The organism is Gordonia bronchialis DSM 43247, from assembly GCF_000024785.1.
GTDB classification, from domain to species: Bacteria; Actinomycetota; Actinomycetes; order Mycobacteriales; family Mycobacteriaceae; genus Gordonia; species Gordonia bronchialis.
Map to the genome: position 1 here is coordinate 428,764 of NC_013441.1, position 21,927 is coordinate 450,690.

The 21,927-nt window shown below is 66.8% G+C and carries 19 protein-coding genes; 1 reads left to right on the top strand and 18 read right to left on the bottom strand.

The features are described 5' to 3' along the window. Positions 1-370: 370 nt before the first annotated feature. The 3 genes from GBRO_RS01870 to GBRO_RS01880 form a co-directional block, all read right to left on the bottom strand. Positions 371-823 (bottom strand): lipoprotein LpqH, encoded by a 453-nt coding sequence (locus GBRO_RS01870; RefSeq protein ID WP_012832305.1) that lies wholly within the window; start codon positions 821-823, stop codon positions 371-373. 135 nt (positions 824-958) lie between these two features. Next, a complete protein-coding gene (locus GBRO_RS01875; RefSeq protein ID WP_012832306.1) occupies positions 959-1,975 on the bottom strand; it encodes an ADP-ribosylglycohydrolase family protein in 1,017 nt (338 codons plus the stop codon). Further along, positions 1,972-3,243, bottom strand: a complete 1,272-nt coding sequence (locus GBRO_RS01880) for a vWA domain-containing protein (protein WP_012832307.1) — start codon at positions 3,241-3,243, stop codon at positions 1,972-1,974. Before GBRO_RS01880 ends, GBRO_RS01875 begins: the two co-directional genes overlap by 4 nt. A gap of 64 nt (positions 3,244-3,307) precedes the next feature. On the opposite strand from GBRO_RS01880, the gene GBRO_RS01885 reads away from it, so the two are divergent. Next, positions 3,308-4,024 carry an NUDIX hydrolase gene (locus GBRO_RS01885; RefSeq protein ID WP_012832308.1) on the top strand — a complete coding sequence of 239 codons (717 nt, stop codon included), beginning with the start codon at positions 3,308-3,310 and terminating at the stop codon, positions 4,022-4,024. A 138-nt stretch (positions 4,025-4,162) separates the two neighbouring features. Here GBRO_RS01885 and GBRO_RS01890 read toward each other — a convergent pair whose 3' ends face one another. From GBRO_RS01890 to GBRO_RS01960, 15 genes are all read right to left on the bottom strand, one after another. Next, the gene (locus GBRO_RS01890) at positions 4,163-4,678 is read right to left on the bottom strand and encodes a hypothetical protein (RefSeq protein WP_012832309.1); all 516 of its coding nucleotides are present in this window, start codon (positions 4,676-4,678) and stop codon (positions 4,163-4,165) included. A gap of 111 nt (positions 4,679-4,789) precedes the next feature. Continuing rightward, positions 4,790-5,797 carry a glycerophosphodiester phosphodiesterase family protein gene (locus tag GBRO_RS01895; protein WP_041919673.1) on the bottom strand — a complete coding sequence of 336 codons (1,008 nt, stop codon included), beginning with the start codon at positions 5,795-5,797 and terminating at the stop codon, positions 4,790-4,792. Positions 5,798-5,885: 88 nt separating this feature from the next. Then, positions 5,886-6,260, bottom strand: coding sequence for a YciI family protein (locus tag GBRO_RS01900; RefSeq protein ID WP_012832311.1), 375 nt, complete (start codon positions 6,258-6,260; stop codon positions 5,886-5,888). 343 nt (positions 6,261-6,603) lie between these two features. Continuing rightward, on the bottom strand, positions 6,604-8,322 hold the full coding sequence (gene nuoN, locus GBRO_RS01905) for an NADH-quinone oxidoreductase subunit NuoN (RefSeq protein ID WP_012832312.1): 1,719 nt from the start codon (positions 8,320-8,322) through the stop codon (positions 6,604-6,606). Further along, complete coding sequence (locus GBRO_RS01910) at positions 8,319-9,926, bottom strand: NADH-quinone oxidoreductase subunit M (RefSeq protein WP_012832313.1); 1,608 nt, start codon at positions 9,924-9,926, stop codon at positions 8,319-8,321. Before GBRO_RS01910 ends, nuoN begins: the two co-directional genes overlap by 4 nt. Next, positions 9,923-11,872 carry an NADH-quinone oxidoreductase subunit L gene (gene nuoL, locus GBRO_RS01915; RefSeq protein ID WP_012832314.1) on the bottom strand — a complete coding sequence of 650 codons (1,950 nt, stop codon included), beginning with the start codon at positions 11,870-11,872 and terminating at the stop codon, positions 9,923-9,925. The genes GBRO_RS01910 and nuoL overlap by 4 nt, the downstream gene beginning before the upstream one ends. 16 nt (positions 11,873-11,888) lie before the next feature. Next, positions 11,889-12,188 carry an NADH-quinone oxidoreductase subunit NuoK gene (gene nuoK / locus GBRO_RS01920; RefSeq protein WP_012832315.1) on the bottom strand — a complete coding sequence of 100 codons (300 nt, stop codon included), beginning with the start codon at positions 12,186-12,188 and terminating at the stop codon, positions 11,889-11,891. Next, positions 12,185-12,994: an NADH-quinone oxidoreductase subunit J gene (locus tag GBRO_RS01925; RefSeq protein WP_012832316.1), complete on the bottom strand. Its 810-nt coding sequence runs from the start codon at positions 12,992-12,994 to the stop codon at positions 12,185-12,187. Before GBRO_RS01925 ends, nuoK begins: the two co-directional genes overlap by 4 nt. After that, on the bottom strand, positions 12,991-13,518 hold the full coding sequence (nuoI, locus tag GBRO_RS01930; RefSeq protein WP_012832317.1) for an NADH-quinone oxidoreductase subunit NuoI: 528 nt from the start codon (positions 13,516-13,518) through the stop codon (positions 12,991-12,993). The genes GBRO_RS01925 and nuoI overlap by 4 nt, the downstream gene beginning before the upstream one ends. Further along, the gene (gene nuoH, locus GBRO_RS01935; protein WP_012832318.1) at positions 13,511-14,812 is read right to left on the bottom strand and encodes an NADH-quinone oxidoreductase subunit NuoH; all 1,302 of its coding nucleotides are present in this window, start codon (positions 14,810-14,812) and stop codon (positions 13,511-13,513) included. The genes nuoI and nuoH overlap by 8 nt, the downstream gene beginning before the upstream one ends. Next, entirely contained in the window at positions 14,809-17,208 is a 2,400-nt protein-coding gene (locus GBRO_RS01940; RefSeq protein WP_012832319.1) for an NADH-quinone oxidoreductase subunit G, read from the bottom strand. The genes nuoH and GBRO_RS01940 overlap by 4 nt, the downstream gene beginning before the upstream one ends. Beyond that, positions 17,205-19,325, bottom strand: coding sequence for an NADH-quinone oxidoreductase subunit NuoF (nuoF, locus tag GBRO_RS25045; RefSeq protein WP_012832320.1), 2,121 nt, complete (start codon positions 19,323-19,325; stop codon positions 17,205-17,207). Before nuoF ends, GBRO_RS01940 begins: the two co-directional genes overlap by 4 nt. Further along, the gene (gene nuoD, locus GBRO_RS01950) at positions 19,322-20,662 is read right to left on the bottom strand and encodes an NADH dehydrogenase (quinone) subunit D (RefSeq protein WP_012832321.1); all 1,341 of its coding nucleotides are present in this window, start codon (positions 20,660-20,662) and stop codon (positions 19,322-19,324) included. Before nuoD ends, nuoF begins: the two co-directional genes overlap by 4 nt. Next, the gene (locus tag GBRO_RS01955; protein WP_012832322.1) at positions 20,662-21,345 is read right to left on the bottom strand and encodes an NADH-quinone oxidoreductase subunit C; all 684 of its coding nucleotides are present in this window, start codon (positions 21,343-21,345) and stop codon (positions 20,662-20,664) included. Before GBRO_RS01955 ends, nuoD begins: the two co-directional genes overlap by 1 nt. Then, entirely contained in the window at positions 21,342-21,896 is a 555-nt protein-coding gene (locus GBRO_RS01960) for a NuoB/complex I 20 kDa subunit family protein (RefSeq protein ID WP_012832323.1), read from the bottom strand. The genes GBRO_RS01955 and GBRO_RS01960 overlap by 4 nt, the downstream gene beginning before the upstream one ends. Positions 21,897-21,927: the final 31 nt, after the last annotated feature.

The window sequence follows — 21,927 nt, forward strand, 5'->3', positions numbered from 1 at the left end:
CGAGTCCTCACTGCTGGTTGAGCCATGGTTGAGCCGGCACGGGCGAGCGCCCGCGAGTCCGAGCCGCGTCGAAACCACTGGCGAGCCCAACATGTCCGTACCCATCGAAGAGCCTTGTGGTTGCGAACAGTGTTGTCTCGCTAGTGGTTTCGACACGCTGCGGACTCGCAGGCTCGTCCGTCGCGGCTCAACCAGCGGATGGGGCGACCGGCTGGACCAGCGGATGGGGGCGACCAGCTCGGCCAGCGGATGGGGGCGACCAGCTCGGCCAGCGGATGGGGGCGACCAGCTCGGCCAGCGGATGGGGGCGACCAGCTCGGCCAGCGGATGGGGATTGTTCGGTCGGCAGGTGGGTTGGCGCTGGTCGCCTCTACCGGTAACAACCGAAGACGGCCTCGTAGGCCTTGCTGACCGTGTGGGTGTCGGCGTCGACCGCGACGCCGGTGACGGTGTAGGTGTTGCCGTTCACCTCGACCTCGGCGCTTCCCCTGTTGCGGTCCGGTTCGGTGACGTAGCGGACGCCGTCGATCTCGAAGGTGGTGCGCACGAGCTGCGGTGGATTGCTGTTGGTGAGATCGGTGACGAACATTTCGGTGCCGTCGCCCGAGGTGTCGGTGCCCTTGAGGCGGAAGGTGGCGGCGCCGTCCGGGCGGGTGCACCACAGGTTGGTTTCGTCGAGGCCGGGGATCGGTTCTCCTTCGACCCAGACCTGTGCGGGTTCGGGGAGGTCGATGTTGGCGATGGTGGCCGGGGTGCTCGGGGCGCCGACCGAAGCCTCGTCTGAGCAACCGGCGACAAGTAGTGCACCCGCTGTCAGGGTCACAGCAACGCCACACACCGACCGTCGACCGTAGAATCCCCGCCCACCCACGCCAGATATGTTAAGGCACAACCGTTCTCGAGCGCACATTGTGAGTTCTGTACTGAACTCTCTTGCCGATGGGCAATCTCCTGCGCGTTATTCAATTCCGCGTACTGCGTAGCGCCGTTGTTGGTGGACGAGGTCGGTCAGGTCCTGCGCCGTCGTCGGGCCGTGCGCGCGGAGCGGCCAGCCGTGTACCGCGAAGCGCCACTCGTCCGGGATTGCTTTGGCGCCCCAGCGTGCGCCGAGCAGTCCGCCGGCGATGGCGGCGACGGTGTCGGTGTCGTCGCCGATCCGGATGGCGGCGTGCAAGGCGTGGGGCAGATGTGACGGATCGTCCCTCGTGGTGCCGATGATCGCGGACCCGGCCGCTTGCAGAGCAGTCACGGTGTACCCGTTGGGGGAGAAGCTCTTCGGGTCGTCGGAGTGGAGTGAGTCCAGCCATTGCCGCCACCGGCTGCGCCGGTTGTCGTCGATGAGGTCGACTCCGGCGCGAATGTCGATGTGGCCGTCGAGGATCGCGACGCGGATCGCTTCGCACCACAGGACGCACGAGTCGGCCGCGAAGACGTCGGCGTGTGTCAGCTCCGCGATCATGCGGGCCGATCGGGCGAGATCCTCCCGATCGTCGAGGTGGGCGAGAGCGACCGGCGTGGTACGCATCAGCGCTCCGTTGCCCGCCGATCGCGGGTGCGCCTCGGCGAAGGCCAGTGACTCCGCGCGCATGACGACACCGGGCCGCCCGCCGGGTTCGGTGTCCAGGCGGTGCCGGGTGGCGGCCAGCAGCGCGCGAGTCTGGTTGCCGATGTCCGGCGGATCGCCGCTGAAGTCGTCGTACCAGCGCAGGAACCCCGCCGCGACGGCGTCGAGTGCGTCGTCGGAGCTGAGGTCGGCACCGGTGGCGACGACCTCGAGGATGGGCACGGCCATGGAGGTGTCGTCGCTCCACTCGCCGGGTGCGTAGTCGCCGAGGCCACCGCCGATCATCTCGGCATACTCGTTGTCGGCGAGCACGGGACGTCGGAACTCGTAGGGCACGCCGAGGGCGTCGCCCACGGCGGAACCGAGGACGGCGCCCAGCACGCGGTCGAGTTGATCGGGGGTCAGAGTCATGAACGCTTGCGACCTCGCTTGCGGTTGCCCGCATGGTAGGAATCCCGAGACATCTTGGAAGCGTAGGCCGAACCGGCCGTGACGGCCTGCGCCGAGAGGCCGTCGATCATGCTCAACTCGTCGTCGAATGCTGCGTGATCTGCTGCGGGGGCCGCCATCATCGCGGACCGAATCTTGCTGCTCGCGGTGGCGAGCAACGCATTTCCGGCGCCCAGGTCACCCGCCTCGTAGGCGCGTGACGCGCGGAGCTTGTCGGCCTGGCCCTCTTGATACAGCTTCTCGGAGACGACCGTCGGGTCGGGGACGCGGGTGCCGAGCTCGTCACCGGGAACGACGTTCACCGAGATCGGCAGTGTCACCGTGTGTTCGGTGAGGGTCGCCGTTTGCACGTAGCGCAGCTCCAGCATGGCCAGCTGGGCCAGTCCCAGCGATGCGAGGGCATCGACCTTCATGCGCAACAACAGCTTTCGGGCCTCGGCGGCGTAGAGGTCACCCAGTTCGATCATCACCTCGCCGTCGCCGATCTGGTGCGCGGGTAGGTCGTTGTACAACGACAACTCGGTCACCTTCTGGATGTAGCGGACCGTGAGCGTGACCGCCTGCGCCGACTTGGACAGCAAGCCGTCGACCTCGCCGGCGATGGCCGCGCCGGCAGCGTCGGGGTCGTCGGCGAAGACGTGATTTCCGTTGCCGGAACGAGCAATTGCCGATAGCAGTGTCTCGTCGTAGCCACGTCCGTAGCCGAGGGTGGAGGTGATGATGCCGTCGGCGGCGGCCTTGGCGGTGATGCTCGCGAACTCATCGAGGTCGCGGATTCCACGGTTGACGTGGCCGTCGCTGATGACCAGGACGGTCCCGCCTCGAATGCCCGCGGATGCGGTGGCCCGACGCAGTTCCTGGAGTCCGCGCAGGTAGCCCGACGACAGGTCGGTGCACCCACCGGGGACGATGGACCCGACCGCGTCGACTGCCCGCGCCTTGTCAGCGAGCGGGGCGGCGGGCAGCACGACCTGCGCGTCGTCGTCGAAGGTGACGACGCCGAAGACGTCGCGGGGATCGAGCTGGCCGATCACTCCGGCGAGTGCGCGTTGCGCCCCGGCCAGCGGTGGGCCCGACATCGAACCACTGCGGTCGAGGACCACCTGCAGGGCTGCCGGCGCGCGGTCGGTGACCTTCCCCTCGGGGGCAACGATTTCCAGGAGAACCGTCACCTCGTCGGCGGATTCGTGCGCGACGACGTCGACGTCGAGGGCGGCGGTGAACTTCATGGGATTCTCCTTTGCGCGGATCTGCGATTACTACTTTGCGCGATTTCTCGCATACAGTCAACCTGTGGCTGCGAGATCCTCCGATCGACTGACCGACTACCCGCGTCCCAGCGTCGCCGTCGACATCGCTGTCCTCACCGTGCAGAGCGGTGGGTTGCAGGTCGTCGTGCAGCACGATGCGTCGGGCCGTGCCGCGTTGCCGGGCCGGTTCGTCCGCGAACGACGCACCGTCGAGGAGACGGTGCGCGAGGTACTCGAGCTCAAGCTGGGGCTCTCGCCCGATCACATCCGGCCGCATCTGCTCGCGGTCTTCAGTGATCCTGATCGCGATCCCCGGGGGTGGACGATCTCGATCGCGCATGCCGTCGCGATCCCGGCCGGGGACCTGACGGATGTGGTCGGTGAGCTGGTGCCGGTGACGCCGGACGGTCGGTTGGCGTCAGGGGAGCGGTTGCTCTACGACCATGACCACATCATCGCAGCGGCCACCGACAGTTTGCGCGATCGCTATGAGGACAAACCCGACCCGGATAACCTGCTCCGACCCCCCTACACCCTGTCTGAACTGCGGGAACTGCATGAGGCAATCCTCGGACGCAAGCTGATGCGCGACTCGTTCAACCGTCGCGTGCAGCCGCTGCTGGCACCGCAGGTCGACGCCGCGGGCACACCGGTGACCCGCGCAGCCGGCGGCCGGCCGGCCCGGCTCTTCGCCAAGGACGTGCCGCCGACGGCGACCTTCGGATGGCGGTTGCCCAGCGTCGACGAGACAGCGGGTTGAAGCGGCACGAGCCGGCGCCGGCGACGAGTAGCGTCGGTGCGCGGTGCGCGGTGCGCGGTGCGGGGTTTGGATCACCACCGCCCGGCCTGGGACCGACGCGTGCCAAGGCGGCACCCAAAGCGACTCTGCCGGACAGCGTCATCCGCCGCCTAACGGGAGACCACCTGGTCGAGCTGGCGTAGTACTCAGCCGGTCGGGCCAGACGCTGGTGACCGCGGTGGCGGGCTGACGGACCGCGCGCAACGCCAGCGCGACGGTTCCGGTGACGGTCACCTGCGACGGGATCTCGGCATGCACGGTTCGACGATGGCCGGAGGCGTCGACGACGGTCACGTCCATCATGCGCGCTCCGGCGAGTTCGTTTCCGGGGAAGGCGACGTCGCCGATGGCGCAGTGTAGCGGTAGCGTGGCGTCGACGTGCAGGACGGCGCGGTCGGCGGTGATGTGCGCGGCGACGATGCGCGTGACGAGGACCGGGAAGATGCGGTCCGGTGGGCACAATGACTGGCACACGGGTTCGCCCTGGTCGTCGAGATAGAAGGCGACCTTGCGACGGCATGACTCGGCACGCAGGGACACCTCGCCGACGCGGACGTCGGAACCGTTGCAGGAGAGGGCGAGCCGCCACACCTGCGGATCGAATGACTTGTGCATCCAGAGACCTTTCAACGACGGAAGAACGTCCAGCAGTGTCTCAGGACTCGGTCTACCCGCGGTGTGCGTCAAGAAGGAAGGACTCGGGCGCTAAGGTTTTGTCAAGATCCGTCAGCGCACGGGCGCGGGCAGCGGCATGCCGCGCTCACGCAGGATGGTGCGAAGCCGGGTGGGGTAGTCGGTGATGAGGCCGTCGACACCGAGATCGATCTGGGCGTTCATCGCCGCGGGATCGTTGACCGTCCACGGAATGACCTTGAGTCCCAGCCGATGTGCACGTGTCACGAGCACCTTGGTGGACAGGTCGTAGTCCGGGGACAGGATCGATGCGACCTGACGCGCGCCGTTGATGACGTCGCCACGCACGCCGGCGTACGAGACCGGACCCAACCAACGTGACCCCGGCTTCCAGGTGGTGGTGTCCCACAGAGCAACTCGCGGAAGGTCGGGAGCGATGCGCGCGACGATGGGCAGAGTGCGCCAGTCGAAGCTCTGGATCGTCGCCCGAATGGGTGCACCCTGCGCCGATGCCGCGGCGCGTACCGAGGCGACGATGACACCCACATACTGTTCGGGAGTTGCTGACTGCCAGCGTTTCTCGGCCTCGATCTTGGTCTCGATGTTGTAGCCGATGTGCTTGGCGCCCAGCTTCCGGGTGAGCGCGAACAGATCGCCGAGGCGCGCGATCCGGTTCCCGACAACGGGTTTCGCATCGGGATAGTCGGCGAGATTCTTGTCGCAGTGCAAGGTGGCGATCTGAGCGTACGTCAGATCGTGTACGACCTTCCCGACGTAAGGGAACTGCCGATCGCCGGGCGTCGCCGGAGCGGTGTCACGGCACTTGTCGGCCTGAATGGTCGGATCGTGCCAGATGATGGGCTGGAGGTCGCGGGTGAGCACGATGTCGAGTTCGAGGGTGCTGACGCCGAGTCGTAGTGCGGACTCGAAGCCACGCAAAGACTCCTCGGTGTGTTCACCCCGACCACCGCGGTGGGCTTGCAGGTCGAACGACGCCGCGGTGGGACCAGGTGCGGCGACGGCCGACGGCGGTGGTGCACCCACGAGAGTCGCGGCGGCGACGCCGGAGAGCAGGATCGTGGAACGGCGGACGAGCCGCATACCCCAGTGCATGGGCTGAACGTAAGTGACGCTGGCGCCCAACGCAATCCGGGGTCACGCGGTGCTCACCGGTTGTTCATACACAGTTTCACTGCGGCGGTTCTTGGAAGGCTCGGACCTCGATGGCGCCTCCGACAGCGGCGGAGCAACGCTCCGCCCACTGGAGTGCCGCCGCCTCGTCGGCGACGTCGATGATCCAGAAGCCACCGACGTACTGGTCCGCCTCGACGAACGGTCCGGGGGTGTGGGTGGGCGGTGTCGACGTGGCGTCCACCATGATGGCCGACGACGGCGGGTGCAGTCCGCCGGCATGGACGAGCACCTTCGACTCGGTGAGATCATTGTTGAGCTTGGTGGTCTCGGCCATGAGTCGTTCCAGGTCGGTCGGGTCCATCTCCTGCATCGACTCCATGGTCGGCTCGTCGGCGCTGTCGTGGGGAACGGTGAGGAAGTATTGCGGCATTGTGCTGTCCTTCTTCGTAGCGTGGCTACGTCGGCAATCAGGTAGACCGTGGGCGTCGGTGGAACTCATCGGTGGTGTGCCGATTGTGTGCGATGCCTGTCGGGTGGTTGCGGACATTGTTGGGTCGCTGGTGGTTTCGATACGCGTCGGGCTCGCAAGCTCGCTCGTCGCTACTCAACCAGCAAAGGGGGTCGGGCTCGCAAGCTCGCTCGTCGCTACTCAACCAGCAAAGGGGGTCGGGCTCGCAAGCTCGCTCGTCGCTACTCAACCAGCAAAGGGGGTCGGGCTCGCAAGCTCGCTCGTCGCTACTCAACCAACGGGGAGGGTGGGTTGAGGGGAGCGGTCAGCGCAGGAAGGTGGCGGCGTGTTCGGTGAGGTCGAGGAGCGGCTGGGGGAACACGCCGAGGGCGATGGTGACGACGGTGCAGACGGCGATGCCGGTGGTGGTGAAGATGCTCGGTTTCACCACGTGCGGGGCGTCGACGGGGACGTCGTGGAAGAACATGGCGACGATGATGCGGACGTAGAAGTAGGCTGCGATGGCGCTGCTGATGACGCCGATCACCACCAGCACACCCCCGCCGGTGCCGGCGACCGCGGCGAACACGTCGAACTTGGCGATGAAGCCACTGGTGAGCGGGATGCCGGCGAAGGCCAGCAGGAACATCGAGAACATCGCGCCCACAAGGGGATAACGTCTTCCGAGGCCCGCCCACTGGGACAGGTTGGTGGCCTCGCGGCCGGACAGATGCGGACTGCGCGACACCGGGAGCCGTGCCTGCTGGCCGTGGCTGATCTGCGAGCGCAGGGAGGTGGGATTGTCTGCGGCGGTGTTGTCCGGCTCGCGGACCACGGCGATGGTCGCAAACGCGCCGAGCGTCGAAAAACCATAGGCGGCAAGGTAGAACAGCGTGGCGGCCAGCCCGGCGTCGTCGAAGGCGATGACGCCGAGCAGGATGAAGCCGGCGTGCGTGATCGAGGAGTACGCGAGCATGCGTTTGACGTCGGTCTGGGTGACCGCCATGACCGCGCCGACGAGCATCGTCGCGATCGCCACCGCCCACAGGGCCGGCTTCCACTGGTCGTGCAGTGCCGGGAACGCCACGTAGAACACGCGTAGCAGCGCGCCGAAGGCGGCGATCTTGGTGGCCGCGGCCATGAACGCGGTCACCGGGGTGGGAGCGCCCTGATAGACGTCGGGAATCCACGCGTGGAACGGGACGGCCCCCACCTTGAACAGCAATCCCACCGCCAGCATGCCGAGGCCGATGAGGGCAAATGTGTTGTCGCCACCGGATGCGGTGGTGGCGGTGACCGATTCGCCGATGCGTGACAGGTTCAGCGAACCGGATGCACCGTAGGCCAAGGCTGCGCCGAAGAGGAAGAAGGCCGACGAGAAGGCGCCCAGGAGAAAGTATTTGAGTGACGCCTCCTGGGAGATGAGGCGCCGGCGTCGCGCCAATCCGCACAGCAGGTACAGCGGCAGGGAGAACACCTCGAGTGCGATGAACATCGTCAGCAGGTCGCCACACGCCGGGAACAGCATCATGCCGCCGACGGTGAGCATCGTCAGCGGAAAGACCTCCGTGGTCACCGCCCCGGCGCGGGTGGCCTCGAACTCCGCCTCGGTGTTGGGTACCGACGCGCCCGACGGGGTGAACATGTCGGCGTCGGTGCCCGCGCCGGTACCGACGGTCTGAAGCGCGGGCGCGACAACGCGTTCGAGTCGGCGTTCGGCCATGAACGCGACACCGGCGACGGCGACCAGCAGCAGGAGTCCCTGGAGGAATAGTGCAGGACGGTCGACGACGACGGCCCCCGACATCGCGAACTGTCCATCGCCGCCGGAACTCTCGGAGTCGGCGACCGCGACGAGCGCTGCGAAGGCGGCGACCAGACCGCCGAGCGAGAGCACCACCTGTGCCGGGTAGCGGACCTTGCGGGAGGCGAAGGCCTCCACCAGCACGCCGACGACACCGACGCCGAAAACGATGAGCATCGGTGACAGCGCAGCATATTCGACGCTGGGTGGGGTGATGGCGGCGAGCGCGCTCTGGGTCATCGCGGTCCTCCCGGGGGCGAGTCGGCTACGGCGGGTGGGGGATCATGCACCCCGACGGTGGTCAAGGTGTGCCCGACCGCCGGATCGACGATGTCCAGCAGGGGTTTTGGATAGACGCCGAGCGCGATGAGCAGAGCGATCAGTGGAACCACCACCACCAGTTCACGTCCGGCGAGGTCACGCATCGACGAGGCGCGCACGTCAGACAGCTTCGGCGGGCCGCCCATCATCCGCTGGTAGGTCCACAGGATGTAGATGGCGGACAACACCAGTGCGCCAGAGGCGATGATCGCGGCGATCGGGTAGCGGGTGAACGTGCCGATCAGCACCAGGAATTCGCTGATGAACGGGGCAAGACCGGGCAACGACAGCGTCGCCAGGCCCGCGACGAGGAACGTTCCGGCCAGCACCGGAGCGACCTTCTGTACACCGCCGTAGTCGGCGATGAGGCGGCTTCCTCTCCGCGACACCAGGAATCCGGCGATCAGGAACAGCGCGGCCGTCGACAGGCCGTGATTGACCATGTACAGCGTCGAGCCGGTCTGGCCCTGGCTGGTGAGCGCGAAGATGCCCAGGATGATGAACCCGAAGTGTGAGATCGAGGTGTAGGCGATCAGCCGCATGACATCGGTCTGCCCGATGGCGAGCACGGCGCCGTAGATGATGCCGATGACGGCCAGCGCGCAGATGAGCGGCGCGAAGTACTGCGACGCATCGGGAAACAGTTGCAGGCAGAAGCGCAACATCGCGAAGGTGCCGACCTTGTCGACCACCGCCATCATCAACACCGCGCTGGCCGGGGTGGCCGCCACCGCGGCGTCGGGCAGCCACGAATGGAACGGCCACAGTGGCGCTTTGACCGCGAAGGCGAACATGAAGCCGAGGAACAAGAGCTTCGCCAGGCCGGTGCCGGAGTCGATGTCGCCGGCGGCCACCGCGTCGGAGATGGTGCGCAGTGAGAAGGTGCCCGCACCGTTGTGACCGACCCCCTGCTGCACCGTCACCACATACAGGCCGATGACTGCGGCCAGCATGATCAGCCCACCGAACAGGTTGTACAGCAAGAACTTCACTGCTGCGGCGGATCGTCGGGGCCCGTTGCCGAAGCCGCCGATGAGGAAGTACATCGGGATCAGCATGGCCTCGAAGAAGATGTAGAAGAGCAGGATGTCGAGGGCGACGAAGCTCATCAGCACCATGGCCTCGACCGCAAGGGTGAGCGCGAAGTAGGTGTGTGGCGTCTTCTGCACGCGGCCGCCGGCTGCGTCGAGCGATCCGGCCTCGTCGGCGTCGCGCCACCCGGCGAGGATCAGCAGCGGCAGCAACGCGGCGGTGAGCAACACCAGGACCAGACCGATCCCGTCGAGCCCCAACGCGTATCGGGTGCCGAAAGCGGGTATCCAACTGTGGTCTTCGACGAACTGATAGCGCGCACCGTTCGGGTCGAATCCGACGGCGAGGCCGATCGCGAGTACCAGGACGAGCACGCTGACGGCGAGAGCGATGTCCTTGGCGATCTCCGGGCGCCGGTTGGGGATTGCCAGCACCAGTAGCGCACCGATCGCCGGGGCGACCCACAGAATCGTCAACCATGGTGTGTTCACAGCACATTCACCACCATCACGAGAGCCGTGATCACCGCGGCACCGGCGAACATGGACAGTGCGTAGGACCGCACGTAGCCGCTCTGCCAGCCGCGTATTCGCTCCGACAGCCCGGCGATCCCCGCCCCCACCCCGCTGGTGAGACCGTCGACACCGGAGTTCTCCACCTCCACCAGCCCGGCGGTGACGTGCTGCCCGGGACGCATCAGCAGGGCCTCGTTGGCGGCGTCACCGTACAGGTCGCGGCGAGCGGCGACGGTGAGCGCCGAGACGTCGTCGGGCGCGATCTCCGGGACCGCGCGGGTGGCGTACTGCCAGTAAGCGATTCCCACCCCGACGGCCACGACGACGAGGATGATCACGGTCATCGCCCACACCGGTATCCCGAGTTCCGCGTGATCTTCACCGGTGACACCGGCCCCGCTCGCTTCGCTCCCGGCGGCCACAACAGGCTCCAGCCAGTGTTCCAGCGCCCCACCGAAAGCCAGGAAGAAGCCGGAAGCTACCGATCCGATCGCGATGAGCACCATCGGCGCCGTCATCACCGACGGCGACTCATGCGGATGCGGCGCGGGGGCGTCGGTGCCGTCGTGCCAGCGCTTCTCGCCGAAGAACGTCAGGATCACCACCCGGGTCATGTAGAAGGCGGTGATGCCGGCACCCAGCAGGGCGGCGCCACCGAGCAGCAGACCCTTGACCCCGCCGGAGGCGAACGCCACCTCGATGATGTGGTCCTTGGAGTAGAAGCCGGCAAACGGCGGCACCCCGATGATCGCGAGATAGCCGACGCCGAAGGTGATGAATGTGATCGGCATGAGCTTGCGCAGACCGCCGTAGCGGCGCATGTCGGTCTCGTCGTTCATCCCGTGCATCACCGACCCGGCGCCGAGGAACAGCCCGGCCTTGAAGAAGCCATGCGTGAGCAGGTGCATGATGGCGAATGCGTAACCGGCAGGCCCCAACCCGGCCGCGAGCACCATGTAGCCGATCTGACTCATCGTCGACGCGGCGAGAGCCTTCTTGATGTCGTCCTTCGCGCAGCCGATGATCGCGCCGAACAGCAGTGTCACCGCCCCGACCACCACCACACCGACCTGCGCGTGTGGGGCGAGATCGAAGATGGGTCCGGACCGGACGATCAGATAGACGCCTGCGGTCACCATGGTGGCGGCATGGATGAGCGCCGACACCGGGGTGGGGCCCTCCATCGCGTCGCCCAGCCACGACTGCAGCGGCACCTGCGCCGACTTGCCGCACGCCGCGAGCAACAGCATGAAACCCAGTGCGGTGAGCGTGGTCTCGCCCGCCTGACCGGCGCCGTCGAAGACCGCGGTGAACGACACCGCCCCAAAGGTGGCGAACATGATCATCAGCGCGATCGCCAGTCCGATGTCGCCGACGCGGTTGACCACAAACGCCTTCTTGGCGGCGGTGGCCGCACTCGGCTTGTACTGCCAGAAGCCGATCAGCAGATACGATGCCAGGCCAACACCCTCCCAGCCCAGGTAGAGACCGAGGTAGTTGTCGGCCAGGACCAACACGAGCATGGCGGCGAGAAACAGGTTGAGGTAGGCGAAGAATCGCCGCCGGTCGGGGTCGTCGGCCATGTAGCCGATGGAGTAGACGTGGATCAGCGACCCGATACCGGTGATCAGCAGGACGAAACACATGGACAGCTGGTCGAGCTGAAACCCGAAGTCCACGTGCAGTTCTGCGACGGGAATCCAGGTGAACAGGGTGTGGCTCACGGCGCGCTCGTCGGTCGACCGGGACAGCATCCCGACGAACATGACCAACCCCAACACAAAGGAGGCGAGGGCCAGCGCCGTGCCGAGCAGGTGGCCCCACCGGTCCGAGCCGCGGCCGGCAATGAGCAGCACCACCGCACCGAGCAACGGCAAACCGGGCAACAACCAGAGCAGTGACGCCGTCTGATCGATGGTCACCGGGCCTCCTAATCCCTCACCGTTTCAACAGATCCGCGTCGTCGACAGACGCCGACCGTCGGGACCGGAAAATCGTCATGATGATGGCCAGCCCGACGACCACCTCCGCGGCGGCGACCACCATCGTGAAAAAGGCGATCACCTGACCGTCGTACGATCCGTGCATGCGGGCGAAGGTCACGAACGACAGGTTCGATGCGTTGAGCATCAGCTCGACGCACATGAACACCACGATCGCGTTGCGGCGCAGCAGGACCCCAGCGGCGCCGATGGTGAACAGCAACGCCGAGAGATACAGATAGTTCTCCGGATTCATCGCTGCACCTCGTCGGAGGCAGGTGGGGTGGTGGGGTTCGAGGACGGGTCGATACGCAGACCCAGATCGTGGTCGCGGGTCACCAGGGTGGCGTTGACCGACAGCCGGGCCGGTGACCCGTCGGGCAGCCGCGCGGGCACGTCGACGGCATTGTGCCGGGCATACACGCCGGGGCTGGGCAGCGGCGTCATGTCGATGCCCTGACGGAACCGCGCCACCGACAGTTCGCGCTGACTCATGCGCGGGCCGAAGCGTTCCCGGTGCGCAAGCACCATCGCACCGAGTGTCGCGGTGATCAGCAGGGCGCCGGTGAGTTCAAAAGCCCACAGGTACTGCACGAAGATCAGTTCGGCGATCGCCTCGACGTTGCCGTCGCCGGCCGTGCTGGAACCACCTGCCGCGGGTGCGCCGGCGAAGGTGGCCACACTCGCGGTACCGATACCGGCGATGAGCAGGATGCCGAAGCCCAGCCCGATGACCGCAGCCGCCAACCGCTGTCCCCGAAGGGTTTCGACGAGCGAATCCGACGAGTCGACGCCGATCAGCATGAGCACGAACAGGAACAGCATCATCACCGCGCCGGTGTAGACCACCACCTGCACGACGCCGAGGAACAGCGCCCCCTGCGCGACATAGAAGATCGCCAGGATGATCATGGTGGTGGCCAGGAAGATGGCCGAATACACGGCCTTGGTGGCGAAGACGACGCCGAGCGCGCCGAGGACGGCCACGCCGCCGAGCACCCAGAACTGCACGGCCTCACCGGTGGAGGTGCGGGTCAGTTCGGCGGCCAGCAGCGCCGTCATCGGGGTGCCACCTGGCCGTCGGGGGTGATCTCGCCGCGGTAGTAGTTCTCCTCGGTGGAACCGGGCGCCATCGCGTGCGGGGGTGGCTGCGCGTCGTCGGGCATCGGGGCGAGCAGACGGTCCTTCTCATAGATGAGGTCGGCGCGGTTGTCGTCGGCGAGTTCGTAGTCGTTGGTCATCGTGAGAGCACGGGTGGGACAGGCCTCGATGCACAGGCCGCAGCCGATGCAGCGTAGATAGTTGATCTGGTAGACGCGGCCGTATCGTTCACCGGGAGAATAACGTTCGTCGTCGGTGTTGTCGGCGCCCTCGACGTAGATGGCGTCGGCCGGGCATGCCCACGCGCACAACTCGCAGCCGATGCACTTCTCGAGCCCGTCGGGATGGCGGTTGAGCTGGTGGCGACCGTGATAGCGGGGGGCGGTGGGTTCCTTCTGCTCCGGGTACTGCTCGGTGATGGTCGGGGAGAACATCCCGCTGAAGGTGACTCCCAGTCCGCTGACCGGCTTGAGGAAATCAGGCATCGGTCATCTCCTTGTGTGTCGGGGGTTTGCTCCCGGACGGGCGGGTGGCCACCTGGCCGGGCAATGGCGGCACCGGGAACCCGCCGGCCATCGGGTCGAACGTCTCACCGGCCGAATCGATCTCGTCGGGCTGATCGGGCAGTCGCATGGACCGCCAGATGGCGTAACAGATGAGTGCGGTGACGACGATCCCGGCGCCGGCCGAGATGAGCGCGCGGGTCAGCTCGCTCGCGTCGGTGGTGGCCGCGCGGATGACGGCGACCACCATCACCCAGGCCAGCGAGATCGGGATGAGGACCTTCCACCCGAGATTCATGAACTGGTCGTAGCGCAGCCGGGGCAGGCTGGTGCGCAGCCAGATGAACACGAACATGAAGACCCAGACCTTGAGGGTGAACCAGAGGATCGGCCACCAACCGGAATTGGCCCAGTCGAAGGCGCTCAACGGCCACGGCGCCATCCATCCGCCGAGGAACATCGTGGTGGCCAGCGCCGACACCGTCACCATGTTGATGTACTCGGCGAGCATGAACATCGCGAACTTCAACGACGAGTACTCGGTGTGGAAGCCACCGACCAGCTCGCCCTCGGCCTCCGGCAGATCGAAGGGCGCACGGTTGGTCTCGCCGACCATCGAGATCGCGTAGATCACGAAGGACGGCAACAGGATCAGCACGTACCAGTGCCGGTCCTGGGCGGCGACGATCCCCGACGTGGACATCGTCGTGGCGTCGAGGAACATGGCGGCAAAGGTGAGGCCCATCGCGATCTCGTAGGAGATCACCTGTGCCGTGGACCGCAGACCGCCGAGCAGCGGATAGGTGGAGCCCGATGACCAGCCGGCCAGCACGATGCCGTACACACCGATCGAGGTGATGGCCAGGACGTAGAGAACTCCGACGGGAAGGTCGGTGAGCTGCAACGGGGTTCGATGACCGAAGACCGAGACCATCGGGCCGAACGGGATCACCGCGAACGCCATCACCGCGGGTACCACCGCGATGATCGGTGCCAGCACGTAGATGATCTTGTCGACGCCGCTGGGGATGATCCCTTCCTTCAGAGCGAGTTTCACACCGTCGGCAAGACTTTGCAGCGCACCGCGCGGGCCGACCCGGTTGGGACCGATGCGCGATTGCATGCGCGCCATGATCTTGCGTTCCAGCAGGATCGCGACCAGTGGGTTGGCGACGAGGAAGGCGAAGACCGCGACCGCCTTGATCAGGATCAGCCACCAGGGATCGTGGCCGAAGTCGGCAAGGGTGGGGAAGTCGGCGGCGAGTGGTGCGGTCACCGGACACCTCCGGCGGGGGAGAGGGCCACCAGGTCGCCGGCCCGGGCCCGCAGGTTCGGGTACACCTGGGAGCCGGGTGAATTGGTAGGCACCCAGACGACGCGGTCGGGCATGTCGGTGATGGCGACCGGCAGGGCGATGCTGCCGTCGGTGGTGGAGATCCGCAGATCACCGCCGTCGGCGACACCGGCCTCCGCGGCGGTGGTCGCGGAGAGGCGGGCCACGGGGCGACGCGCGGTGCCGGCGAGGTGGGGTTCGCCGTCCTGCAAGCGGCCCAGGTCGAGCAGTTGGTGCCAGGTGGCCAGTACGGCCTGCCCGGATGCCGGTGCCCGTGACGGTTGCGCCGCTACCCGGTCGATCAGCGGACGATGTCCGGTCCAGGCGCCGATCCGGCTCAGATCCAGATGGATCGTTTCGGGGGTGTCACACCGCAATTCGACGTCGAGCCGGGCGGCGAGCGCATCCAGGACCCGATGGTCGGCGAGGTGCCCGGTGTCGGCGAGGGCCGTGGTGAAGGCCCGGGGCCGGCCCTCCCAGTCGACATAGGTGCCGGACTTCTCCGGGACGGCCGCGACCGGGAACACGACGTCGGCGAACCGCGTGACGCTGCTGTGGCGCTGTTCGAGGCTGATCACGAAGGGTGCGGCCTCCAGTGCGGCAGCGGCATCGGCCGGATCGGGTAGGTCGTCGAGGTCGACGCCACCGACCAGCAGCGAGAGGCCATGGTAGCGGGCAGCTTCCAGGATTCCGGCGGTGTCGCGGCCGGGCTGCGCGGGCAGTTCGTCGACGCCCCAGGCGGAGCAGATCTGGGCGCGGGCATCGTCGTCGGCGACGGGCCGCCCGCCCGGCAGGATCCCGGGCATTGCGCCCACCTCGAGGGCGCCACGCTCACCCGCGCGCCGCGGAATCCAGGCGAGGCCGGCACCGGTCCGGGCGGCGAGATCAGCGGCCGCACGTAGCGCCCCGGGAGAGCCGGCGAGTCGCTCGCCGGCGAGGATGACCGAGCCGCGTGCGGAGACCGCGTCGGCAACGGCGTCTGCCGCGAGATGATCGGCTTCGGCGCCGGGGGTGGTGTAGAGGATCAGACCGTCGAGTTTGGTAAGACCGCGAGAAGCGAACGGCGCCAGCGCGTACACCTTCTGCCCGGCGGTGCGGACCGCACGCCGCAGCCGCAGGAACACGATCGGCGACTCCTCTTCGGGTTCGAAACCGACGAGCAGGACCGCGGGAGCCGCGGACAGGTCATCGTAGGTGATGCGCATCGGCGACCCGGCGACCACCGCGCCGAGGAACTCGGCCTCTTCCGCCGAATGCGGCCGGGCGCGCAGGTCGATGTCGTTGGTGCCGAGCACCGTTCGCGCGAACCGGGAATAGGCGTAGGCGTCCTCGACGGTGAGCCGGCCCCCGGTGAGCACCCCGGTGCCGCGGGCGGCGTCGCGAATCCCCTGGGCCGCGGCGCCGAGGGCCTGCGCCCACGACACCTCACGGAGGTCACCGTCGCGGTGGCGCAGCAGTGGCGAGGTGATCCGGTCGGCGGACGTCGTGTAGGTGAACGCCCAGCGACCCTTGTCGCAGTTCCACTCCTCGTTGACCTCCGGATCGTCGCCAGCCAGGCGCCGCAACACTTTTCCGCGTCGATGATCGGTACGCTGCGAACAGCCGCTCGCGCAGTGTTCGCAGACGCTGGGCGTGGAGACGAGATCGAAGGGGCGCGCCCGGAATCGGTAGGCGGCGCCGGTCAGCGCGCCGACCGGGCAGATCTGCACGGTGTTGCCGGAGAAGTAGGAGTCGAAGGGCTCGTCGGCGTAGATGCTGACCTGTTGCAGCGCACCGCGATCGGCGAGTTCGATGAGCGGGTCGCCGGCCACCTGGGTGGAGAACCGCGTGCAGCGGGCGCAGAGGACGCAGCGCTCACGGTCGAGTAGGACCTCTGACGACAGCGGAACCGGCTTGGTGAAGGTGCGTTTGATGCCGTCGAAACGGGACTCCGAGCGTCCGGTGGACATCGCCTGGTTCTGCAGCGGGCATTCGCCACCCTTGTCACACACCGGACAATCCAAGGGATGGTTGATGAGCAGCAGTTCCATGACGCCGCGTTGCGCCTTCTCGGCGACCTCGGAGCTGCGCTGGGTGTGGATGATCATGCCGTCGGCGACGGTGGTGGTGCACGATGCCAACGGTTTACGCTGTCCCTCCACCTCCACGAGGCACTGTCGGCATGCGCCGACCGGGTCGAGCAGCGGGTGATCGCAGAACCGGGGGATGGTGACGCCGATCTGCTCGGCGGCCCGAATGATCAACGTGCTCTTCGGGACCCGCATCTCCTGGCCGTCGATGGTGATACCGACGAGGTTGTCGGCCTCGGTGGTGGGCTCGTTGCCGTGGGTGAGGGTCATCGCTGACCTCCCTGCGATCCGCTCCCTGAGGTGCGAGCGAAGCGAGCCTCGAAGGGACAGCCGCTCGCCAGGTGGGCGTCGTACTCGTCGCGGAAGTATTTCAGGGAGGAGACGATCGGGCTGCCCGCGCCGTCACCCAGGGCGCAGAACGACTTGCCGACGATGCTGTTGGTGACGTCGGCGAGGGTGTCGAGGTCGGCGGTGGTGCCGCCCTCGGTTTCCAGTCTCTTCAGTAGTTGCACCAGCCAGTAGGTGCCCTCGCGGCAGGGGGTGCATTTGCCGCAGGATTCGTGGGCGTAGAACTGCGTCCAGCGCAGCACCGCCCCCACCACACAGGTGGTCTCGTCGAAGATCTGTAAAGCCTTGGTGCCCAGCATCGATCCGGCGGCACCCACGCCCTCGTAGTCGAGCGGGACGTCGAGGTGCTCGGCGGTCAGCAGCGGCGTCGATGACCCGCCCGGTGTCCAGAACTTCAACTGATGTCCGGCCCGGACGCCGCCGGCGCGGTCGAGGAGCTCACGCAGGGTGACGCCGAGCGCGGCCTCGTACTGTCCCGGACGTTCGACGTGTCCGGACAGCGAGTACAGCGTGAATCCGGGTGACTTCTCGGTGCCCATCGACCGGAACCAGTCGACGCCGTTGCGGATGATCGGCGGCACGCTCGCAATGGATTCGACGTTGTTGACCACCGTCGGGCTGGCATAGAGACCCGCTACCGCGGGGAATGGTGGCCGCAGCCGGGGCTGCCCACGCCGGCCCTCCAGGGAGTCGAGCAGCGCGGTCTCCTCTCCGCAGATGTAGGCGCCGGCACCCGCATGCACCACCAGCTCGAGATCGAAACCGGAGCCGAGGATGTCACGACCCAAATAGCCTGCGGCATAAGCGTCGTCGACGGCGGTCCGCAGCCGACGGATCACCGAGGCAACCTCCCCGCGGACGTAGATGAAGGCGTGGTGCGCCCGGATCGCGTAGGCGGCGATGATCACGCCTTCGACCAGCGAATGCGGGCTCGCCAACATCAACGGCATGTCCTTGCAGGTACCCGGCTCGGACTCGTCGGCATTGACGACGAGGTAGTGCGGTGGGGCGTCGGGATCGTCGGATTGGGGTATGAACGACCACTTCATCCCGACCGGGAATCCTGCGCCACCGCGGCCACGTAGGCCCGAGGCCTTGATGAGTTCGATGATGTCGTCGGGTGGGGTGTCGAGGGCCTTGCGCAGACCCTGATAGCCGTTGTGCTGCAGGTAGTTGTCGAGGGTCCAGGAGTCGGGCTCCTGCCAGTGGCGGGAGAGGACGGGGATGGTTTCCGGCTCTGCGGCTTGGGTGGTGGGGGTGGTTTGGTTGCGGGGCCCTTCGAGGCTCGTCGCTAGCGCTCCCTTCGAGGCTCGTTCCTCGCTCCTCAGGACGGCGCCTCGCACCTCAGGGAGCGTAAGGGGGCTCGTTGGGCCCTCGGGCAGACCCGCGAGAGTACGCGCCGTCTGCCGGAAGGAGCAGAGGCTACCGGTACCCCGGGATGGTTCGGTGGGTACGCCGGCGCGCAGGTCCTCGACGAGTTCGATGGCGGTGTCCGGGGTTTGGTTGTCGAAGAACTCCCAGTTGACCATCACGACGGGGGCGAAGTCGCAGGCGGCGTTGCATTCGACGTGTTCGACGGTGATGCGGCTGTCGGCGGTGGTGTCGCCGGGGTCGATGCCGAGATGCTCACACACCGATCCGAGGATGTCGTCCCCGCCGAGGGTGGCGCACAGGGTGTTGGTGCACACTCCGATGAGGTATTCGCCGGTCGGGTTGCGGCGATACATGGAGTAGAAGGTCGCGACCGAGGCCACCTGTGCGGCGGTGAGATCGAGTTGGGCTGCGCAGAAAAGGATTCCGGCGCGGGTGATGAACCCGTCCTCGGACTGTACGAGATGCAGCAGCGGGAGAAGGGCAGAACGTGATTGGGGATAGCGGGCGATGATGGCGGCGGCCTCGGCGGCGAGGCGTTCGTGGACATCCGGCGGGTACTCGACCGGACCGTCGAAGGTGATCGTCGGCGCCGGCGCGGGCAGGGTCGGGGCGGGCCGCTCGACCGGCGGGTCCACGCTCAGCTCGACGAATACGGGTTCGCTCATCGGTCCACCCCTCCCATCACCGGGTCGATGCTGGCTACGGCGGTGATGACGTCGGCCACCATGCCGCCCTCGCACATCGCCGCCACCGCTTGCAGATTGGTGAACGACGGGTCGCGATAGTGCACCCGGTACGGGCGGGTGCCGCCGTCGGAGACCATGTGCACGCCGAGTTCCCCGCGCGGGGATTCCACCGCCACATAGCACTGGCCGGCGGGCACGCGCATGCCCTCGGTCACCAGCTTGAAGTGGTGGATCAACGCCTCCATCGAGGTACCCATGATGCGGGCGATGTGCTCCGGCGAGTTCCCGAGACCGTCGGGCCCGAGGGCCAGGTCGGCCGGCCAGGCGATCTTGCGGTCGGCCACCATCACCGGTCCGGGCCGCAGCCTCTCCAGACATTGGCGCACGATCTTGATGGATTCGCGCATCTCCTTGACCCGAATCAGGTAGCGGCCGTACGAGTCACAGGTGGTGTCGGTGATGACGTCGAAGTCGTAGTTCTCGTATCCGCAGTACGGCTGCGACTTTCGCAGATCATGCGGGAGGCCGGTGGACCGCAGGACGGGTCCGGTGATGCCCAGCGCCATGCAGCCGGTGAGGTCGAGGTATCCGACGCCCTGGGTGCGTGCCTTCCAGATGTAGTTGTCGTTCAACAGGTCCCCGAGTTCGTCGAGGCGTCCGGGCAGGATCTCGAGCACCTCGGCCACCTTGTCGACCCCGTCGGACGGGAGGTCCTGTGCGACCCCACCGGGCCGGATGTAGGCATGGTTCATGCGTAGTCCGGTGATGAGCTCGAAGAGGTCGAGGATCATCTCGCGTTCGCGGAACCCGAGGAACATCGCGGTCACCGCGCCGAGTTCCATCCCGCCGGTGGCCAGTGCCACCAGGTGGGAGGTGATGCGGTTGAGTTCCATCATCATCACCCGGATGACGGTGGCGCGCTCGGGGATGTCGTCGGTGATGCCGAGCAACTTCTCCACACCCAGGCAGTACGCGGTCTCGTTGAAGAACGGCGACAGATAGTCCATCCGGGTCACAAAGGTGACACCTTGCGTCCAGTTGCGGAACTCGAGGTTCTTCTCGATCCCGGTGTGCAGGTAGCCGATTCCGCAGCGGGCCTCGGTGACGGTCTCGCCCTCGATCTCCAGGATCAGGCGCAACACCCCGTGGGTGGAGGGGTGCTGCGGTCCCATGTTGACCACGATGCGCTCGTCGCCGGGCTGTTGTTCGGCGCGGGTGCGGACGTCGGAGACGATCTGTTCCCAGTCCTGCCCGGTCACGGTGTACGTGCGGGTCGCCTTGGGACCGGGCGCATGCCCGGTGGTGGTGTCGGTCATCAGTTGTAGGACCTCCGACGATCCGGGGGAGCCACGCGGGTTCCCTTGTATTCCACCGGAACCCCACCCAGCGGATAGTCTTTACGCTGCGGGTGACCCTCCCAGTCGTCGGGCATCTCGATGCGCGTCAGGGAGCGGTGGCCGTCGAAGATGATGCCGAAGAAGTCGTAGGTCTCGCGCTCATGCCAGTCGTTGGTGGGGTAGATGTCGCAGATGCTCGGAATGTGCGGATCCGCGTCGGGCGCAGACACTTCCAACCGGAGTCGACGTTTGTGGGTGATGGATGTCAGCGGGTAGACGGCGTGGAGTTCGCGGCCGGCGTCATCGGGGTAGTGCACCCCGTTGACGCCGAGACACAACTCGAAGCGCAGGTCGGGATGGTTGCGCAGCAGCAGGGCTACTTGCCGTAGATGGGTCCGGCTCACGTGCAGTGTCATCTCGTCACGGAAGACGACGACCTTCTCGATCGCGTCGGAGTAGTCGTCGGAGAGTTCGGTCTCCAGGAGATCGGCAATCTCGTCGAAGTAGCTGCCGTATGGGCGGGAACTGTTGGCGTCCAGGGTGATCGGTGCGATGAGGCCGCCGTATCCGGAGGTGTCGCCGGTGCCGAGGGCGCCGAACAAGCCGTGTCGGACGCCGATGACCTCGGGATCGTCGGGGGAACCATCGCGGGGGCCGGTCATCGCAGCAGCCCCTTCATCTCGATCGTCGGGGTGGCCTGCAGGGCGGCGCGTTCGGCGGCCCAGATGGCCTCGTCGCGGTTGACGCCGAGCGGCATCTCCTGGATCTTCTCGTGCAGTTTGAGGATCGCGTTGAGCAACATTTCCGGGCGCGGCGGGCAACCGGGCAGGTAGATGTCGACGGGCACCACGTGGTCGACGCCCTGCACGATCGCGTAGTTGTTGAACATGCCGCCCGACGAGGCGCAAACTCCCATCGCCAGAACCCATTTCGGCTCGACCATCTGGTCGTAGATCTGCCGCAACACCGGAGCCATCTTCTGGCTGACCCGCCCGGCGACGATCATCAGGTCGGCCTGTCGGGGTGATGCGCGGAAGGCCTCCATGCCGAATCGGGCCAGGTCGTAGCGTCCGGAGGTGGTGGCCATCATCTCGATGGCACAGCAGGCGAGCCCGAACGTGGCCGGCCACAGCGACCCTTTGCGCATGAACCCGGCGAGCTCCTCCACGGTGCTCAGCAGGAATCCGCTGGGAAGTCTTTCCTCGAGTCCCATCGCGTACCTCCTTGCCGTGGTTGATAAGTCG

Excerpts from the sequence above, each read along its gene's own strand:
- GBRO_RS01875 (WP_012832306.1), bottom strand. The coding sequence starts at position 1,975 with ATGACTCTGACCCCCGATCAACTCGACCGCGTGCTGGGCGCCGTCCTC.
- GBRO_RS01880 (WP_012832307.1), bottom strand. The coding sequence starts at position 3,243 with ATGAAGTTCACCGCCGCCCTCGACGTCGACGTCGTCGCGCACGAATCC.
- GBRO_RS01890 (WP_012832309.1), bottom strand. The coding sequence starts at position 4,678 with ATGCACAAGTCATTCGATCCGCAGGTGTGGCGGCTCGCCCTCTCCTGC.
- GBRO_RS01895 (WP_041919673.1), bottom strand. The coding sequence starts at position 5,797 with ATGCGGCTCGTCCGCCGTTCCACGATCCTGCTCTCCGGCGTCGCCGCC.
- GBRO_RS01900 (WP_012832311.1), bottom strand. The coding sequence starts at position 6,260 with ATGCCGCAATACTTCCTCACCGTTCCCCACGACAGCGCCGACGAGCCG.
- nuoN (WP_012832312.1), bottom strand. The coding sequence starts at position 8,322 with ATGACCCAGAGCGCGCTCGCCGCCATCACCCCACCCAGCGTCGAATAT.
- nuoK (WP_012832315.1), bottom strand. The coding sequence starts at position 12,188 with ATGAATCCGGAGAACTATCTGTATCTCTCGGCGTTGCTGTTCACCATC.
- GBRO_RS01925 (WP_012832316.1), bottom strand. The coding sequence starts at position 12,994 with ATGACGGCGCTGCTGGCCGCCGAACTGACCCGCACCTCCACCGGTGAG.
- nuoI (WP_012832317.1), bottom strand. The coding sequence starts at position 13,518 with ATGCCTGATTTCCTCAAGCCGGTCAGCGGACTGGGAGTCACCTTCAGC.
- GBRO_RS01940 (WP_012832319.1), bottom strand. The coding sequence starts at position 17,208 with ATGACCCTCACCCACGGCAACGAGCCCACCACCGAGGCCGACAACCTC.
- nuoF (WP_012832320.1), bottom strand. The coding sequence starts at position 19,325 with ATGAGCGAACCCGTATTCGTCGAGCTGAGCGTGGACCCGCCGGTCGAG.
- nuoD (WP_012832321.1), bottom strand. The coding sequence starts at position 20,662 with ATGACCGACACCACCACCGGGCATGCGCCCGGTCCCAAGGCGACCCGC.
- GBRO_RS01955 (WP_012832322.1), bottom strand. The coding sequence starts at position 21,345 with ATGACCGGCCCCCGCGATGGTTCCCCCGACGATCCCGAGGTCATCGGC.
- GBRO_RS01960 (WP_012832323.1), bottom strand. The coding sequence starts at position 21,896 with ATGGGACTCGAGGAAAGACTTCCCAGCGGATTCCTGCTGAGCACCGTG.